Here is a 16,854-nt window from a genome sequence, read left to right on the forward strand (position 1 = left end):
CTCACATCTTGCGTCGGGCCCGCGAAACAAGCGAGTCGTCGCGAGCGTGGGCGCCACAGTCCGCTCAGCAGACGCGATGATCAAGGGAGCCGACCCCGGCCCTAGGCTGGGGGCGTGCTCGATCTGACGGCGCCCACGCCCCCTGACCCGGTCGGCGATCCCACGCCCTGGACCAGGCCGGCGGCGTATTGGCCCCGGCTCACGACAGCCACCGCACACCTGCCGGCGCCGGTCGCCGCCCTCGATCTTGGCGCGTTGCGCTACAACGCCCTCGACATGCTCGTGCGTGCAGGCGGCGCCCCGATCCGCGTGGCGAGCAAGTCTGTGCGCGTTCGCGAGGTCATCGACGCGGTGCTACGCCTGCCGGGTTACCGAGGCATCCTGGCGTTCACCCTCGCCGAAGCACTCTGGCTCGCGGAGACGCACGACGACGTCGTGATGGGGTACCCGAGCGCCGACCGTGCGAGCCTTGCTCGACTCGCGTCCGATGACCAGCTGACGTCCCGTGTGACCCTCATGGTCGACGATCCCGCGCAGCTCGATCTGGTCGATGCCGTCGCCCCCGCCGGAAAGCGCCCGCGGATCCGGGTTGCGATCGATGCGGATGCCTCGTGGCGAGCACCCGCGCTCGGGCACATCGGTGTGCGCCGGTCGCCCCTGCACACCGTCGCCGAGGTGCGGGAGTTCGCTCGCACGATCGCGATGCGGCCCGGCTTCGACCTCGTCGGGCTCATGATGTACGAAGCCCAGATCGCCGGGCAGCCCGACCACGACGGCCGCGGCGACGGGGTCATCCGGTGGATGCAGGGTCGGTCGATCGCGGAGTTGCGGGAGCGACGCGGCGCGATCGTCGCCGCGCTCCGCGACATCACACCCCTCGAGTTCGTGAACGGGGGCGGCACGGGATCGCTCGAACTCACGGCCGCCGACGCCGCCGTGACAGAGGTGACCGCGGGCAGCGGGCTCTTCGCCGGCCACCTCTTCGACCGCTACCGCGCGTTCGCACCGGCTCCGGCCCTCGCCTTTGCGTACGACGTGGTGCGGCGTCCGACGCCCGACATCGCAACGATCCTCGGCGGCGGGTGGATCGCCTCCGGGCCGCCGCTCGCCTCCCGCCAGCCGCTCCCTGTCTGGCCGACGGGCCTCCGCGCGCTCGATCGTGAGGGTGCGGGTGAGGTGCAGACACCGCTTCAGGGCGAGAATGCGCGAGCGCTCGCCGTCGGCGACCGGGTGTGGTTTCGACCCTCCAAGAGCGGCGAGCAGTTGGAACGGATCGATGAGGTCCAGCTCGTGGGCGGCGACTCGATTGCGCGGGCGCTTCCGACCTATCGCGGCGAAGGGCGAGCGTTCCTGTGACCCGGATCGGCGGCACCTGGCGTAACTGGGCCAGAACCGCGCAGGTGCGGCCGCAACGGGTCGAGCGTCCCGCCGATACCGCCGCCGTCGTCCGCTCGGTGCAGGCTGCGATCGCGCGGGGACTGCGCATCAAGGCGGTCGGCGCCGGCCACAGCTTCACCGGGATCGCCGTTGCGCCAGGCGTTCTGCTCGATCTCGATGAGCTGAGCGGCATCGTCGAGGTCGATCGCGAGCGGGCGCGCGTTCGCGTCCTCGCGGGCACTCGGCTGCATCAGATGCCACGGCTGCTCGCCCCCTTCGGACTCGCGATGGCGAACCTCGGCGACATCGATCGCCAGTCCATCGCGGGGGCGATCTCGACCGGGACGCACGGCACGGGCCTGCGCTTCGGGGGCATCTCGACGCAAGTGGTCGGGGCAACCCTCGTGACCGGCACGGGCGAGCTGCTCACCGTGAGCGACGACGAGAACACGGAGATGCTGCCCGCGGTAGCGCTCGGGCTCGGGGCCCTGGGCATCCTGGTCGACGTCACGCTGCAATGCGTGCCCGCGTTCGTGCTGCGCGCGGTGGAACGTCCCGAACCGGTCGAGGATGTGGTGGCGGAGCTGCCCGCCCGGCTCGAGGCATCCGATCACTTCGAGTTCTACTGGTTTCCGCACACCGACGTCGCGCTCACCAAGACGAATACACGCCTGCCCGAGAGTGCGCCCCGCGCGCCGCTCCCGCGCGCCTCGCGTTGGCTGGATGAGACACTGCTGGCCAACGGTCTCTACCGCATGACGTGCGGGTCGGCGTCTCTCGTTCCCGCGATGGCACCCCCGATCAACCGGCTCGCGACGCGCCTGACGGGTGATCGCGAGTACACCGATCTATCGACGCGCGTGTTCACGCAAGACCGGACCGTGCGCTTCCGCGAGATGGAGTACGCCGTCCCCCTCGAGAACCTCGCCGCGGCGTTTCGGGACGTGCAGGCCGCGATCGATGCATCCGATCTGCGCGTGTCGTTTCCGATCGAGGTGCGCGCGGCGGCGGCGGACGACCTCTGGATGTCCACAGCCCACGGACGCGCGAGCGGATACATCGCCGTGCACCGCTATTGGCGGGAAGACCCGACGGAGTACTTCGCGGCGATCGAACCGATCATGCTCGCGCACGGCGGGCGGCCGCACTGGGGAAAGATGCACACTCTCGGTGCCGCCGACTTCGCCGAGCGTTACCCGCGCTTCACGGATTTCGTGGCGCTGCGGGACCGACTCGACCCCAACAGGCGCTTCACGAACGTCTACCTGGAACGGGTTTTAGGCGAATAGTTCCCAGGGGTTCGCCGGGATGCGTCGGTAGGATGGGCGAACGTACGACAACTCGCGTCTGACTACCTCGCTTTCTGGAGACACCCATGTGGGAATGGCTCATTCCGGTCCTGATCGTCGTCGCCCTGGTCGCCATCGTCGGCATCTACCTCTGGGCCACGTACAACTCGCTGGTGCAGCTGAACGTGCGCGTCGACGAGGCGTGGAGCGACATCACCGTGCAGCTCAAGAGGCGTGCTGATCTGCTGCCCAACCTGATCGACACGGTCAAGGGGTACGCCGCGCACGAGCGAGGCGTATTCGAGAGCGTCACCCGGGCGCGAGCCGAGACTCTGCAGGCGCAGGGCCCGGCGGACGCGGGAGTCGCCGAGGGGCACATGCAGCAGGCCCTGAAGTCCCTGTTCGCCGTCGCTGAGGCGTACCCGCAACTGCAGGCGAGTCAGAACTTCCTGCAGCTGCAGCAGTCGATCGTCGACACAGAAGACAAGATCCAGGCATCCCGTCGCTTCTACAACGGCGGCGTGCGTGAGCTGAACACCAAGATCAAGATCTTCCCGAACAACCTGTTCGCTCGGAACCTCGGTTTTCAGGAACGCGAGTTCTTCGAGGTCGAGAACGGCGCCGCGATCTCCGAGCCGCCGCGCGTTCAGTTCTGACGTGACAGCCATCGCGGCCTGATCGGGCGGCGCAGCTGTGTACTCCGCGATTGCGCGCAACAAGCGCAACACATGGTTCATCATGATCGCGTTCGTGCTGATCATCGGCGCGCTCGGTGTGCTCGCGGGATGGTTGGCGTCGAACAACTGGTGGATCACCGCGTTCGTCGTGATCGGTGCGGTCGGCTACGCCACTCTGCAGTACTTCGTCGCCGACCGCGAGGCCCTCGCGCTGGCCGGCGCGGTCGAGATTCAGAAGGCGGATAACCCGCGCCTCTGGAACATGGTCGAGAACCTGTGCATCGCGACGGGCACGCCCATGCCGAAGGTCCATCTCGTGCAGGATGCTGCGCCGAACGCTTTTGCGACGGGTCGGACTCCCGAGCGGGCGGCGATCGCGGTCACGACCGGCCTGCTCGACATCATGACCGATCAGGAGCTCGAGGGAGTGCTCGCGCATGAGCTCGGCCACGTGCGCAACTACGACATCCGGGTCTCGTTGATTGTCTTCGGTTTGGTCGTCGCGATCGGCCTGCTCGCCGATGTCTTCCTGCGGCTGACGCTGTTCGGGGGCGCGCGTCGAGGCGGCAACGGACAGGCCCAGATCGTTTTCCTGATCTTCGGGATCGTCGCCGCCGTGATCGCGCCGCTCCTCGCCGGTGCTGTTCAGGCCGCAATCTCTCGCCAACGCGAATACCTGGCGGATGCGACGGCCGCGCTCACGACGCGAAACCCCGACGGCCTGGCGTCGGCGCTCGCGAAACTTCAGGCACACGCTCAACCGTTGAAAAAGGCGAACACCTCGATGGCGCACCTGTGGCTGGCGGATCCGCTGCGTCCGAACGCCCTCACGCGGCTCTTCTCGACGCATCCGCCGATCCCGGACCGGATCGAACGCCTGCACACCATGGGCGGCAGCTTCTGACCGTCACCAAGCCTGCAGGACGAACTCGCCGGCCTCGAAGGTGAAGGCACCTCGGAGCGTCCATGCATCGTCCCGGTACGTGAAAGCAGCGGGTGTGCCCGCGCGGGTCTGACCCGACACCGTCGCCACGTACGAGCCGCCGCTCGCGATGAACCCGCCGGTGGCGTCAAGGGCGAGGATGGGGAGCGTCTCGATCCGAAACACGAAACCGTCGGCGCTCGCCAGATCGGCGCCCCACGGGATGCTGATGCCGCACGACGGGGGGCTCGCCACGGCTGGTGACTCCGCCGACGATGCCGTGCACGCCTCGAGGTAGGCATCCACCGCGGCTTGCGCCGTCACACTCGCGTCCGGTGCGAGCGCCGCCTCGACGGCGACGTCCGCCGTCGCCCCGGGATCCACGACGACCTCGGCCGTGCCCGTCACGATCCCCGCCGGTGCCGCAGCGACGTCGTACGCCGCGGGGAGGGCGGGCAGGGGAGCGGATGCTTCGAGCACGACATCACCGATCGTCACCGCGTCGCCGATCGTCGTCGTCGCCGAGATGGTGCCGAGTGCGTCCGCAGCGGCCAACCACTGCCCGTCCTCCAGCCGCATGGTGAACGTCACCTCGCGCATTCCACCCGAGAGGAAGTAGGCCGCCGTGACCGTTGCCGTGTCGTTCCCGGATGTCTCGGCCCCGGCGACCTCGGGGTCAGAGGGGTACGCTGTCGCCGCTTCGAACGCCGCCAGCGTCGTGTCCTCAAGACCCGTGGACGAGGTGAGAGTCGCACGGACGTCGTCCGCGTCCCCCGAGGCGAGCGCGTCGAGGTACCGCTGTGCGCCGGCCTCGGGGGAGTCAGCGCGGGCAGTCAACCACACGACGAGAGCGATCCCCGCGCCGATCACGACGAGCACCGCCGCCGTGATCGCAATGATCAACCCGCGACCCAGGCGTTGTTGGGGGCTCACGAGTCTGATCCCTGCTCGAGGGCCGACGAGGCATCCGGCTCATCCGTCTGAGGCTCGTCCGGCGCGAGTGCGATCGATTCCGGGCCCGCCTCGTGCCGGGGTGCTCCGAGCACATCGGCCAATGCGCCCGTCGCATCACCCCAGTTCGCCACCGAGATCCCGTCGAGACCCTGCCATCTCGCCGCGTCGCGCAGGACCTCGGCGACACGGGGAGCGGCATCGGGACGGACCGGACCGTCCTCCCACCACGCCGACTGCACGAGCAACCGTGATCCCGCGCGGTCGGCCTTCAGATCGACGCGCCCCACGAGCTCGTCGTCGAGCAGAATCGGCAGGGAGTAGTAGCCGTAGCGGCGTTGAGGAGCGGGTGTGTAGATCTCGATCCGGTAGTCGAAGCCGAACATCCGCTGCGCGCGATCACGGAACCACACCATGGGATCGAATGGCGTCAGGACGGTCGCGGCGTCGACGCGACGGGGAAGCGCGGCGTCGCGATGGGCCCACGCGGGCAGCGGCTTGCCGCCGCGGTCCCAGCCCTCGACGGTGACCGGCACGAGTTCACCCTCCTCCACCAGCTCAGCCGTCGCGCGCTTGACCGCCTTGCGGTCGCGCAGCCGCCAGTAGTCGTCCAGATCTGCCTCGGTCGCAACGCCGTACGCCGCCGCTGCGCGCACGACGAGCTCGCGGATCGCGTCGGGACGCGCGATCTCGCGCCCGAGCGCTGCCGCAGGAATGACGCCCGCGGCCAGGGCGTAACGGCGCTCGAAGCCGCGGCGCCCCGCCACCGCCACCTCGCCGATGAGCCACAGATACTCGAGCGCCCGTTTGACCCCGTCCCAGTCCCACCATGGTCCGCGACCGCCGCGCCGCGAATCGTGCTCGATCTCGGCGGGCCGCAGGGGGCCGCGCGCACCGAGCTCGGCGCGCACCCACTCCACGATCGGCAGGTTCTCTGCGAACCAGGTCCCCGGCGCCGTGAAACGCGCGCGGTGGTCATCCATCCGGAACCGGAAGAGCTGCCAGTCGCTTGCCGGAATGAACGCCGCGACATGCGCCCAGAACTCCACGTACGGGGCTCGCCGGGCGAAGAGCAGACGGTCGAGCAGGGCCGTGTCGTACGGACCCAGGCGCGAAAACAGGGGCATGTAGTGCGAGCGCGCATAGACGTTGACCGAGTCGATCTGCAGCGTGTGCATCCGTCGCAGGGTCGCGTTGAGTTGGCGCGTGCCGGGGGTCGCCGGGACGCGGCGCCCGAACGCCTGAGCGGCGAGCGCCATCCGCCGCGCCTCGAGCGCGCTCAGCGACTGTTTCATCGGCGCCAGCCTATCCCCGGCCTACGACATCCCTCTCGGCGCTCGTCGGGCGTCGGAGATCGGGGCAGCGTCGGACCGGTCGAGTGCTTAGCCACCGAGTTTCCGCGGATCTCCGACGCTCACCGATGCGGATGCCGGAGCCCGATACGACTCCTAGACTTGCCGAGTGAACGAAACCCCCGAATCTCCGCGCCGACGACTCGTCGACGTGATTCGGGAGCGCACCGTTTCGAGCGACCTCAGCCCCGCCGTCCCGCGTGGGCTGCGCCTGGCCGCGGCATACGCCTGGCGCATGATCGTCATCGCCGCCGCGGTCGCGGTTGTCGTGTGGGTGGTCATACAGCTCAAGGTCATCGTCATCCCGCTGTTGATCGCGATCCTCGTCACCGCACTGCTCTGGCCCGCCTTCACCTGGTTGCTGCGCCACGGCGTACCCCGCTGGCTCGCCATCGTGATCTCGCTGGTGGGCACACTCGCGATCGTTTCGGGGCTCATCTGGCTGGTCGTCTGGCAGGTCGGCCTGCAGTGGGGAAGCGTGCAAGATCGCACCGTCGAGGCGATCGAGCAGTTCCGCCAGTACCTCATCGATGGGCCCCTGCACCTGACATCCGGGCAGATCGACGACGCGCTCGCGCAGGCGTGGACGTTCGCCCAGGAGCAGGCGCAGCTGCTGCTCTCGGGCGCGCTCGCGGTCGGCTCCACGCTCGGGCACGTCGCCGTCGGGGCGCTTCTCGCGATCTTCATCCTGCTCTGCACGCTCGCCGACGGCGGCGGAATCTGGCGGTGGACCGTGCGTTTGTTCCCGCGTGCCGCGCGTCAGCCCGTCGACGGTGCCGCACGCGCGGGCTGGGTGACGGTCGTCAACTACGCCCGCACGCAGCTGCTCGTCGCCTCGATCGATGCGGTGGGTATCGGGCTGGGTGCAGCACTCCTCGGCGTTCCGCTCGCGATTCCCGTTGCTGTTCTGGTGTTCCTCGGCGCGTTCATCCCCATTGTGGGAGCCGTCGTCACGGGAGCCGTCGCCGTCTTCCTGGCGCTGGTCTACAACGGCCCGTTCATCGCCGTGCTGATGTTGATCGTCGTGCTGGGCGTGCAGCAACTCGAGGGCCACGTCCTGCAGCCGATCCTCATGGGCGCGGCGGTCAAGGTGCACCCGCTCGGCGTTGTGCTCGTGGTCGCCGGCGGCGCGCTCGTCGGAGGCATTCCCGGGGCGCTTTTCGCCGTGCCGCTCGCCGCGTTCGTCAATGTCTTCGCCGTGTACATCGGGTCCCGAGGGTGGGAGAGACCGGATAGCGCGGTGGCCGGCGAACTGATTTGGAGTACCGTGCCACGAACGAGGAACACGCGACCCAGAACTCGTCCGACTACCCGACCCGAGGGGACCCAGGCATGACCTCCGTCGAACCACGCGAGCTGACCATGCCGCTGCTCTCGGAATACGAAGATGCCGCCGAGGGGCTACGGGGCGTCGTCAGCCACACCCCGCTCGAGTACTCGCAGCACCTCAGCGAGGTCCTCGGGGTTCCCGTTCACCTCAAGCTCGAGAACCTGCAGCGCACCGGCTCCTTCAAGATCCGCGGTGCCGTCTACCGGCTGTCCCGCCTCACGCCCGAGGAGCGTACCCGCGGTGTCGTCGCCGCGTCTGCCGGCAACCACGCGCAGGGCGTCGCGCTCGCCGCCCAGGCCCTCGGCATCCCGGCCACGATCTTCATGCCGCTCGGCGTCCCCGTGCCCAAACTGCTCGCGACGCGCGGGTACGGAGCCGACGTGATCCTCGACGGCCCGACCGTCGATACGTCGTTGCGACTTGCGGCGGAGTTCGCCGAGCGCACGGGCGCCGTCCTCATCCCGCCGTTCAATCACCGGGACATCATCGTCGGCCAGGGCACGCTCGGGCTCGAGATCGTCCAGGACATGCCCGACGTCGACACGATCCTGCTCGCCGTCGGCGGGGGAGGCCTCATCGCCGGTGTCGCCGGCGCCGTCAAAGCGATGGCAGCGGCTGCCGGCCGCACCGTGCGGATCATCGGGGTGCAGGCCGAGAACTCGGCCCCGTACCCGGAGTCCCTGCGGGCCGGCTATCCGATCGAGGTCGTGACGCGCCCGACGATCGCCGATGGCATCCTGGTCAGCCGCCCCGGCGACATCCCGTTCGCGATGATCCAGGAACTCGTCGATGACGTCGTGACGGTGACGGATGACGACATCGCCCGCGCGATGCTCGTGCTGCTCGAGCGGGCCAAGGTCGTCGTCGAGCCGGCCGGCGCCGTCGGTGTCGCCGCGATCCTCGCGGGCAAGGTCGAGGCGCACGGACCGACCGTCGCGGTCTTGTCGGGGGGCAACATCGACCCCCTGCTGCTCCAGCGGGTCGTCGCACACGGGCTCGCGGCATCCGGACGCTACATGAGCATGCGGATTCCTCTACCCGACCGTCCGGGACAGCTGTCGCGCGTGTCGGACCTGATCGCACAGGCGGGCGCCAACGTCATCGAGGTTCTGCACACGCGCCACGGCCAGGGGCTTCAGATCAGCGAAGTTGTGCTGCAGATCAGCGTCGAGACGCGGGGCGAAGAGCACAAGGCGCTGACCTTGCAGACATTGAAGGATGCGGGTTTCCACCCGGTCGTCGTCCCCGACTGATCACCCCTACTGGCCGGTGTAGGTCTCGACCTTGATGATCTCGACGGCCATCTCGCGGCCGTTCGGCGTCGCGTAGCTCGTCGTGTCGCCCTCGTTCTTGCCGAGGATCGCGGCGCCGATGGGGCTCGCCTCGCTGTAGACGTCGAGCGACGAGTCCGAGGCAAGCTCGCGGTTGGCGAGGAGGAAGCGCAGTTCACGCCCGGCGACCTTTGCCGTCACGACGGTTCCCGGCACGACCTTGCCTGTCGAGGTCGGGGCATCGCCGACGACCGCGGTCTTCAGCAGCTGCTGCAGGTTGCGGATGCGCGCCTCGATGCGTCCCTGCTCGTCCTTGGCGGCATGGTATCCGCCGTTCTCTTTCAGGTCGCCCTCTTCGCGGGCAACCTCGATGCGCTTGGCGATCTCTTCGCGGCCGTCCGTCGCGAGCGTCTCGAGTTCTGCCGCGAGGCGGTCGTAGGCGTCCTGCGTGAGGAAGGTCACGGGTGCGTCAGTAGACACGGCGTTCTCCTTCTGTGGTTCGTGTTCATGCGGCGGTGTGAGGGGTCAGGGCGACTCGTCGCCCATATGCCGAACGCCCCGGCATCGAGCCGGGGCGCACACTGTGATCCGGTCAGCCTAGGGGAGCCAGCAGGAGTTCACCAAACCGGTCGTGGCGAGGCTGACGGTCGGAACGGATACCTCGTAAGCCCGCGTCTCCTCGCCGCTCGGGGGGTACACGACGACCTTCCACCCGACGATTCCGAAGTCCTCGTCGAGGGCTTCGATCGCACACGCGACCTCGCGATCCGCGTGACCGGTGACCTGGAAGGTCACGGTCGCGGTGTGCTGATCGACGAGCGAGAATCCCAGGACATCCGCGTCGACATCCGATGCCGCCGTCGACACCGTCGACCACGCGAGCGCGCCCGTCGCAGCGACGGCGAGCACCCCGACCGTGATCCAGGCGAGCAACCGACGCCGACCGCTCCGGCCGCGACCGTACCGCTCGTCGAGACGGGCTTGGATGGTCATCGTCTGGCCCCTTCTGTGCCGGCTCGGCGACTGGCTCATGGACTGGTTAGGCTGGTGATACCAGGCTATGCGTTGCCGGGTGCCGCCCGTGCCATCTCGGGATCGGTCGCCGTGCGGAAGGACCCCATGCTCGCGTTCTCGTGGATCGTCTCGATCGCTACGCCGTCACCGACACCGGTCGTCGAGCCGGATCCTGAGCTCGTCACACCCGGATTCCTGGGCTTCGCGATAGTCGCGATCCTCGTCGTCGCCGTGGTGTTGCTGGTGTGGGACATGCAGCGCCGCATCCGTCGTGCCCGCTACCGCGCCGAAATCGACGCCGAACTCGATGCCGAGCAGCAGGCCGCAGCGGCCGTCGAGGCGTCGGACACGGACGACCAGTTCGTCGATGGCGCAGACGATGAGCAGAATCGCGCCGACGGGGACACGCCGCCCCGCGTGTGACGGGACGGCTGCTGCCGGACGTCAGCCGTAGACGGGGTTCAGTGCGATGATCAGCGCCGCGGTCCAGTGACAGAGGAACGCGAGCACCGTGCACACGTGGAAGATCTCGTGGAACCCGAAGTGCCCGGGCCACGGGTTCGGACGCTTCAACGCGTAAACGAGCGCGCCGAACGTGTAGAGCAGGCCTCCGACGACGACGAGCGTCATCATGACGGCGTTGGCCGCGAAGAGGTCGCCGATGTACATCACTGCGGCCCAGCCGAGCACGATGTAGAGGGCGACGTAGAGCCAGCGAGGCGCACCGACCCAGAACACCCGGAACAGGATGCCGAGCAGCGCTCCACCCCATACCAACGACAGCAGCAGAGTCGCTTTCTCGGGGGGAAGTGCGAGCACCGCGATCGGCGTGTACGTTCCGGCGATCAGCAGGAAGATGTTGGCGTGGTCGATCCGCTTCAGCACAGCCTTCGCGCGGGTGCTCCAGTCGAAGCGGTGATAGAGCGCCGATGTGCCGAACAACAGCATCGATGTGGCGAGGAAGATCGCCGACGACCACTTCGCGGCGGTGCCATCGGCGAGGACGATCAGGACGATGCCCGCGACGATCGCGATGGGGAAGGTGGCCGCGTGGATCCAGCCGCGCCACGTGGGTCGGATGTCGACGTGCGCGTCGACGGCGGCGGCCTCCATCAGGGGGAGCGACGGGACCTCGGGGGAGTGGGAACGCGGGCGACGGCTCACGCATCCAGCGTAAGCGTTACCGTAGGGGGGTGAGCACGGGTGGGTCGAACCAGGGGCGAGGGCCGCTCTACCGTCTCTACACGGGCCGTCTGCGCCGGAGCCTGCGTGACGACCCGGTGCCGCACCACGTGGCGATGATGATCGATGGAAACCGTCGGTGGGCGCGTCAGCTGGGCTACGACTCGGCCGCTCACGGACATCGCGCCGGCGCGGCGAAGATGCGCGAATTCCTGACCTGGTGCGACGACGTCGGGGTGCGGGTGGTGTCGTTGTACCTGCTCTCGCACGACAACCTCGCCAAGCGCGAGTCGCGTGAACTCGCCGACCTGCTCGACATCATCGCCGAGCTGGCAGATGAGCTCTCGCGCGAGCGTGACTGGCGAGTGCAACACGTGGGGCGCTCCGAGAACCTGCCGCCGGATCTTGCCCGTGTGTTGCACGAGGCGAGCGAGCGCACCCGTGACAACACCGGGATGCACGTCAACCTCGCCGTCGGGTACGGCGGGCGCAGTGAGATCGTGGATGCCGTGCGGAGCATCATCGCCAAACACGACGAGGGCGGGGGATCGCTGGAGGAGCTGGCCGCCAGCCTCACTCCCGAGCAGATCGGCGAGCACCTGTACACCGGCGGTCAGCCCGACCCTGATCTCGTGATCCGCACCTCGGGCGAGCAGCGCCTCAGCGATTTCCTGCTCTGGCAGAGCGCTCACAGCGAGTTTTACTTCGTCGAGGCGCTGGGGCCCGATCTGCGCGAGGTGGACTTCTTGCGCGCAATCCGCGACTACGCGCGGCGAGAGCGCCGATTCGGTAGCTGACCTGCGCCGCTGTGGGCGTGGCAGAATAGGCCGGTGGCAACCATCGAGGATTACGCGGCGTCGTTTGACCTCGAGCCCGGCTATCTGGACTGGGCATCGTTCGGCCCGTTGTCGCCCGCCGTTCGCCAGGAGAACACCGCCGACCTCGAGCTGCTTGCGACGGGCCGTCGTTCGAGCATCGACAATGTCGTAGAGCACGCGGCATCCGCTCGCTCCCTGGTCGCCGAGCTGCTGGGTGGTAACGAAGCCAACGTCACCCTGCAACCGTCCACGACACAGGGGATCATGCAGGCGGTCTTCGGCGTCACGGGAGGGCTGCTGGTCTCGCGAGGCGAGTACCCCAGCCTCACCGTCGCCGCGACCCGCGCCCACGAGGCTCTGCACGTCGTCGAGCCGCAGTGGATCGATCCGCCGGCCGGCTATGTCACCCCCGAAGTCGTGCGCGACACGATCACCTCATCCACGGCCGCAGTCGCGGTGAGCCTCGTCGACTTCCGGACGGGTTACCGTGCCGACCTCGCCGGGATCCGCGACGTCATCGGCGATCGACTCCTGATCGTCGACGCGGTGCAGGGTTTCGGCATGGTCGCCGCGGACTACCAGGCGGCCGACGTCGTGTGTGGCAACGGCTACAAGTGGCTGCGTGCCGGTCGCGGCACGGGCTTCGCATGGTTCAGCGATCGAGCGCTCGCCGAACTCACGCCCGTCTTCTCGGGTGCGACGGGAACGGATGTCGCACTCCCGATCGACGACGTGCCGCCCGCATCGGCCGGGGCGAACGCGTTCACCGTCAGCGTTCCCGACCACATCGCCGCCGCACGCCTCTCCGCATCGCTGCGGGAGGTGCTGGACACCGGCGTCGAGCAGATCGAAGAGGCGCTCGCCGCCCGCACGCGTGAGGTCCTGTTCCTCGCGGAGCGCTACGACATCCCGACCCTGACTCCTCGCGAAGCGGTGCACCGCGCCGGAATCGTCACGCTGGCGCCGCCCGCGCAGGATGTCGCAGCTCTGGCCGCCTCCCTCGCGAACCACGGCGTCACGTGCACGACGCGCAGCGGTGCCGTGCGCATCGCCCCGCACGTCGGCACCGCCGCCGACAGCATGGTCATGCTCGGCGACGCGCTCGCCGATTTCGCGCACGCGCGCACCTGGTAGCCGCGCGGAATTAACGCAGGCGTAACCTCCGGCGGGGCGTGTCGATTCGCGGCCGGGAGAGTCGCGGTCGTACGTTCATCTCATCGGGCAAGTAGCCCGGTCGAGTCGGCCACCAGAGTGCGACTCGCTACCTCACGGTGGTCGACTTTGCGGATGCCGGGTACAAACCCGGGTCGGGAGCAGGTTGTGACCACAGGGGCAGCACGCCAGCAGGACACGCTTTCCAGCAGCGCGGCAATCACACACGACACGAGCTACGAGCGTGCCGACTCGATCGGGTCGGATTCCGCGCTCCGTACGTATGTGCTCGATACATCCGTCCTGCTGTCCGATCCACGGGCGTACTTCCGATTCGCCGAACACAACGTCGTGATTCCCGTCGTCGTCATCACCGAGCTCGAGGGCAAGCGGCACGACCCCGAGATCGGATACTTCGCTCGTCAGGCGCTTCGTCACCTCGACGAACTCCGTATCGAGCACGGACGCCTGGACTTCCCGGTGCCGGTCGGAGCGGACGGCACGTTGCGTGTCGAACTCAACAACACCGACCCGAGCGTCCTGCCCTCGGGCATGCGGCTCGCCGATAACGACAGCCGGATCCTCGCCATCGCGATGCATCTCGCGCAGGACGGCCAGCACGTCACGGTCGTCTCGAAGGACCTGCCCATGCGCGTCAAGGCCGCATCGCTCGGCATCCAGGCGGAGGAGTACCTCGCCGAGCAGGCCGTCGACTCGGGGTGGACCGGAATCGCCGCGATCGACCTGTCGGGCGACGAACTGAGCGACCTCTACGAGAGCGAGGTCGGTAGCCACGAGACGGTCACGGGGCTGCCGGTCAACACCGGCCTGGTCATCCACTCCGAGCGGGGATCGGCACTCGGGCGCATGACCGGGCCGTCCGAGTTTCGTCTCGTGCGCGGTGACCGTGACGTCTTCGGTCTGCACGGACGCTCGGCCGAGCAGCGCATCGCGATCGACCTGCTGCTGGACCCCGAGGTGGGCATCGTCTCGCTCGGTGGCCGGGCCGGCACCGGAAAGTCGGCGCTCGCGCTCTGCGCGGGCCTGGAAGCTGTGCTCGAGCGACAGCAGCAGAAGAAGATCATCGTCTTTCGACCGCTGTTCGCCGTCGGTGGCCAGGAACTCGGGTACCTACCGGGCGACCAGGCGGAGAAGATGAACCCCTGGGGTCAGGCGGTGTTCGACACCCTCGGTTCGGTCGTTTCGGGCAATGTCCTGGAAGAGGTCGTCGAGCGCGGCCTGCTCGAGGTCATGCCGCTGACCCACATCCGCGGGCGGTCGCTGCACGACGCGTTCGTGATCGTGGATGAGGCGCAGTCCCTCGAACGCAACGTTCTGCTGACGGTGCTCAGCCGCATGGGTCAGAACTCGCGGGTGGTGCTGACGCACGACGTCGGGCAGCGCGACAATCTCCGCGTCGGCCGCCACGACGGGGTCGCCTCGGTCATCGAGACGCTCAAGGGACACGGGCTGTTCGGCCACGTCACCCTGTCGAGGTCCGAGCGCTCAGAGATCGCAGCGCTGGTGACGGACCTTCTGGAAGCGGGCGAATTGGCGTAACGGGACGAGCCAGATGTGACGGGCGGGGAAGGCGGATGTATTCAATGTCATGAGAGAACTCTCATCGCCTTCCTCGCCTCCTCTCATTCCCGCTTGTCATATTTGTGGAAGAGAAATCTGAATATGCCCGCGAGAGCGGGACGATGATCGGCCAAAAGATCCCCCCAGTTCGTGGCTGATCATCGGAGTGCCAGCCCAAACCCATCCCGACGGGTGCGGCTGACGAACGAGGCGCACGTCCCCCAGATAACGCGCCTCAGCCCCCGGTGCATCCCCCCAAGCGCCGGGGGCTTCACTTTTTCCCGGCGCTGTTCTGTGCCGCTGCTCAGGGGACCTATTCGTGCATCGGCTCGGGCTCCACGGCGAGCCTGAGAACCCCAAGACGTGGGGATGACGGGGGACGTGATCGCGTCCGCCACCGCGGGAGCTTGTCTGCGCTTGTCGGGAGCGCCCGCGTCGGCTCGCTTCACGTCTGCCGGACGACCCGATCGCGCAGGCGGGTGGGGGAGCGGGTGACCGGGCGCCATAGCATCCGGGCATCGATCCAGGAGGGTGCGCGGACTTCGGGGACGCCCCGGTTCATGCGGATCGACCAGCCGTTTCGGTCGACGAATCTGTGGTGGTACCAACAGAGGAGGACTCCGTTGTCGGTGTGGGTCGGGCCGCCCTCGGCGTGGCCGGTGACGTGATGGATTTCGCACCAGCCGGCGGGGACGCCGCAGCCGGGAATGATGCATCCGCCGTCGCGCAGTGCGATCGCGCGGCGCTGGTAGCGGTTGAAGACACGCTCCTCGGTGCCGAGGCGCAGGATCCGACCGTTGTCGCCGAGGGTCACGCGCTGCACGACGCCGGCGCAGCCGATGTGCCGTGCCGCGGTGAGCGAGAGGGGCTCGTCGGTTGCCTCGGTGTGTGCCCAGCCGCGACCCTCGACGAGGTCTTCTGAACGCACCGAGACTACGAGGGTGGGGGCCGCGCCGCCGATCGTCGGCAGCTCTCCGCTCACGGCTGCGGCCGCGAGCGCGCCGGCGAAGGCGTCGTGCTGTTGCTGCGGGCGGCGGCGGTCGTCATACGGTGCCGAAGTGTTCGACGCATCCGCTTCAACGAACCGCACGCCGTCGCCCGCGACCTTCGGCGACAACGAGGCGTCGAAGATGCGCTGCAGTTGCGCCGCGACCTCGGGCAGCAGGCGACCCTGGATCGGGACAAGCCCGTCCCGCGCAGGTCCCAGCATCACCGCGCGCTTGAGGAGCGCCTGGCGTTCGCGGGGTTCGGCGCCGTCCTGGTCGAGCACGACAGCCCAGACCCGGGCCTGCACCTTGAGCAGGTCGGCGCAGAGGGGCGGGGCACCGTCGGGGCCATTACCGCGCGCTTCGGCGGCGAGCACCTGATCGGCCACCAACAGCGCCTCTCGCGACACCCCTGACACCAGCGACGAGAGCGGCTCGGCCACGGCGAGAACTCCATCGAGCCCGACCTCGCCATCCAAGAGCGCCGCGCGCATCGCGGGAAGCGCCGCGGGCTCGAGCTCACCCGAGAACAACGAGCGCCCCTGCCGCGTGGCCCGCGCCGCGCGCTCCAGGCGACCGGCGGTGTGTGGACCGAGGCGTGTCGTCCGCTGCACGAGCTCGCTCACGCTCCGGCATCCGAGCCGCGACGTCAGTCGCTCCTCCCGCACCGCCGATTCGGACCGCGCCGTGACCTCAGAAACGGCCTCGATCGTCACGGCGTCGACGCGGCGGCCGAGCCGACCCAACAACTCGAGCGCGACGGCCTGATCGGCATCGGATGCCGCGGCCACGAGTCCCTCGCGATGCACCGAATCGACGACCTCGCCGACGTGCGCGACCAGTTCGCGCAGCGTGTCGACGAGGTTTTCCATACCTCAATTCTGCCGAGGGCCACCGACATTGAGAGGGGGTTTTGGGCAGGTCAGGTATGAAATAGTTCTCATGTTTCGGG

The 16,854-nt window shown here is 68.4% G+C and carries 16 protein-coding genes; 10 read left to right on the top strand and 6 right to left on the bottom strand.

What is annotated here, in order from left to right; all coding sequences use genetic code 11:
- Nucleotides 1–114 precede the first annotated feature (114 nt).
- From CGU34_RS07025 to CGU34_RS07040, 4 genes are all read left to right on the top strand, one after another.
- Nucleotides 115–1,356 (top strand): alanine racemase, encoded by a 1,242-nt coding sequence (locus CGU34_RS07025; RefSeq protein ID WP_440344731.1) that lies wholly within the window; start codon nt 115–117, stop codon nt 1,354–1,356.
- The gene (locus CGU34_RS07030) at nt 1,353–2,666 is read left to right on the top strand and encodes a D-arabinono-1,4-lactone oxidase (protein ID WP_100813696.1); all 1,314 of its coding nucleotides are present in this window, start codon (nt 1,353–1,355) and stop codon (nt 2,664–2,666) included. The genes CGU34_RS07025 and CGU34_RS07030 overlap by 4 nt, the downstream gene beginning before the upstream one ends.
- 86 nt (nt 2,667–2,752) lie before the next feature.
- Nucleotides 2,753–3,322 (top strand): LemA family protein, encoded by a 570-nt coding sequence (locus CGU34_RS07035; protein WP_036301308.1) that lies wholly within the window; start codon nt 2,753–2,755, stop codon nt 3,320–3,322.
- 37 nt (nt 3,323–3,359) lie between these two features.
- The gene (locus tag CGU34_RS07040) at nt 3,360–4,247 is read left to right on the top strand and encodes a M48 family metalloprotease (protein ID WP_100813697.1); all 888 of its coding nucleotides are present in this window, start codon (nt 3,360–3,362) and stop codon (nt 4,245–4,247) included.
- 3 nt (nt 4,248–4,250) lie between these two features.
- Here CGU34_RS07040 and CGU34_RS07045 read toward each other — a convergent pair whose 3' ends face one another.
- Nucleotides 4,251–5,198, bottom strand: coding sequence for an Rv0361 family membrane protein (locus CGU34_RS07045; RefSeq protein ID WP_157811253.1), 948 nt, complete (start codon nt 5,196–5,198; stop codon nt 4,251–4,253).
- Nucleotides 5,195–6,511: a winged helix-turn-helix domain-containing protein gene (locus CGU34_RS07050; RefSeq protein ID WP_100813699.1), complete on the bottom strand. Its 1,317-nt coding sequence runs from the start codon at nt 6,509–6,511 to the stop codon at nt 5,195–5,197. Before CGU34_RS07050 ends, CGU34_RS07045 begins: the two co-directional genes overlap by 4 nt.
- Before the next feature lie 166 nt (nt 6,512–6,677).
- On the opposite strand from CGU34_RS07050, the gene CGU34_RS07055 reads away from it, so the two are divergent.
- A complete protein-coding gene (locus CGU34_RS07055) occupies nt 6,678–7,904 on the top strand; it encodes an AI-2E family transporter (RefSeq protein WP_100813700.1) in 1,227 nt (408 codons plus the stop codon).
- Nucleotides 7,901–9,151 carry a threonine ammonia-lyase gene (gene ilvA / locus CGU34_RS07060; protein WP_100813701.1) on the top strand — a complete coding sequence of 417 codons (1,251 nt, stop codon included), beginning with the start codon at nt 7,901–7,903 and terminating at the stop codon, nt 9,149–9,151. The genes CGU34_RS07055 and ilvA overlap by 4 nt, the downstream gene beginning before the upstream one ends.
- A gap of 6 nt (nt 9,152–9,157) precedes the next feature.
- On the opposite strand, the gene greA is transcribed toward ilvA, so the two are convergent.
- Together greA and CGU34_RS07070 are read right to left on the bottom strand one after the other, a co-directional pair.
- Nucleotides 9,158–9,649, bottom strand: a complete 492-nt coding sequence (greA, locus tag CGU34_RS07065) for a transcription elongation factor GreA (RefSeq protein WP_036301331.1) — start codon at nt 9,647–9,649, stop codon at nt 9,158–9,160.
- A gap of 117 nt (nt 9,650–9,766) precedes the next feature.
- The gene (locus CGU34_RS07070) at nt 9,767–10,162 is read right to left on the bottom strand and encodes a DUF4307 domain-containing protein (protein ID WP_036301334.1); all 396 of its coding nucleotides are present in this window, start codon (nt 10,160–10,162) and stop codon (nt 9,767–9,769) included.
- A 54-nt stretch (nt 10,163–10,216) separates the two neighbouring features.
- Between CGU34_RS07070 and CGU34_RS07075 the strand changes: the two genes are divergently transcribed.
- Entirely contained in the window at nt 10,217–10,606 is a 390-nt protein-coding gene (locus CGU34_RS07075) for a hypothetical protein (RefSeq protein ID WP_232711576.1), read from the top strand.
- A gap of 21 nt (nt 10,607–10,627) precedes the next feature.
- Here CGU34_RS07075 and trhA read toward each other — a convergent pair whose 3' ends face one another.
- Nucleotides 10,628–11,296: a PAQR family membrane homeostasis protein TrhA gene (gene trhA / locus CGU34_RS07080; protein WP_036301337.1), complete on the bottom strand. Its 669-nt coding sequence runs from the start codon at nt 11,294–11,296 to the stop codon at nt 10,628–10,630.
- A gap of 80 nt (nt 11,297–11,376) precedes the next feature.
- On the opposite strand from trhA, the gene CGU34_RS07085 reads away from it, so the two are divergent.
- From CGU34_RS07085 to CGU34_RS07095, 3 genes are all read left to right on the top strand, one after another.
- Nucleotides 11,377–12,162, top strand: a complete 786-nt coding sequence (locus CGU34_RS07085; RefSeq protein ID WP_036301340.1) for an isoprenyl transferase — start codon at nt 11,377–11,379, stop codon at nt 12,160–12,162.
- Between the two features lie 33 nt (nt 12,163–12,195).
- Entirely contained in the window at nt 12,196–13,317 is a 1,122-nt protein-coding gene (locus tag CGU34_RS07090; RefSeq protein ID WP_036301342.1) for an aminotransferase class V-fold PLP-dependent enzyme, read from the top strand.
- Nucleotides 13,318–13,470: 153 nt separating this feature from the next.
- On the top strand, nt 13,471–14,895 hold the full coding sequence (locus CGU34_RS07095; protein ID WP_232711577.1) for a PhoH family protein: 1,425 nt from the start codon (nt 13,471–13,473) through the stop codon (nt 14,893–14,895).
- Nucleotides 14,896–15,361: 466 nt separating this feature from the next.
- Here the strand turns inward: CGU34_RS07095 and CGU34_RS07100 are convergent, their stop codons facing one another.
- Nucleotides 15,362–16,774 (bottom strand): HNH endonuclease signature motif containing protein, encoded by a 1,413-nt coding sequence (locus CGU34_RS07100; protein WP_100813702.1) that lies wholly within the window; start codon nt 16,772–16,774, stop codon nt 15,362–15,364.
- Nucleotides 16,775–16,854 lie beyond the last annotated feature (80 nt).

This window comes from Microbacterium lacus (genome assembly GCF_002812805.1).
GTDB classification, from domain to species: Bacteria; Actinomycetota; Actinomycetes; order Actinomycetales; family Microbacteriaceae; genus Microbacterium; species Microbacterium lacus_A.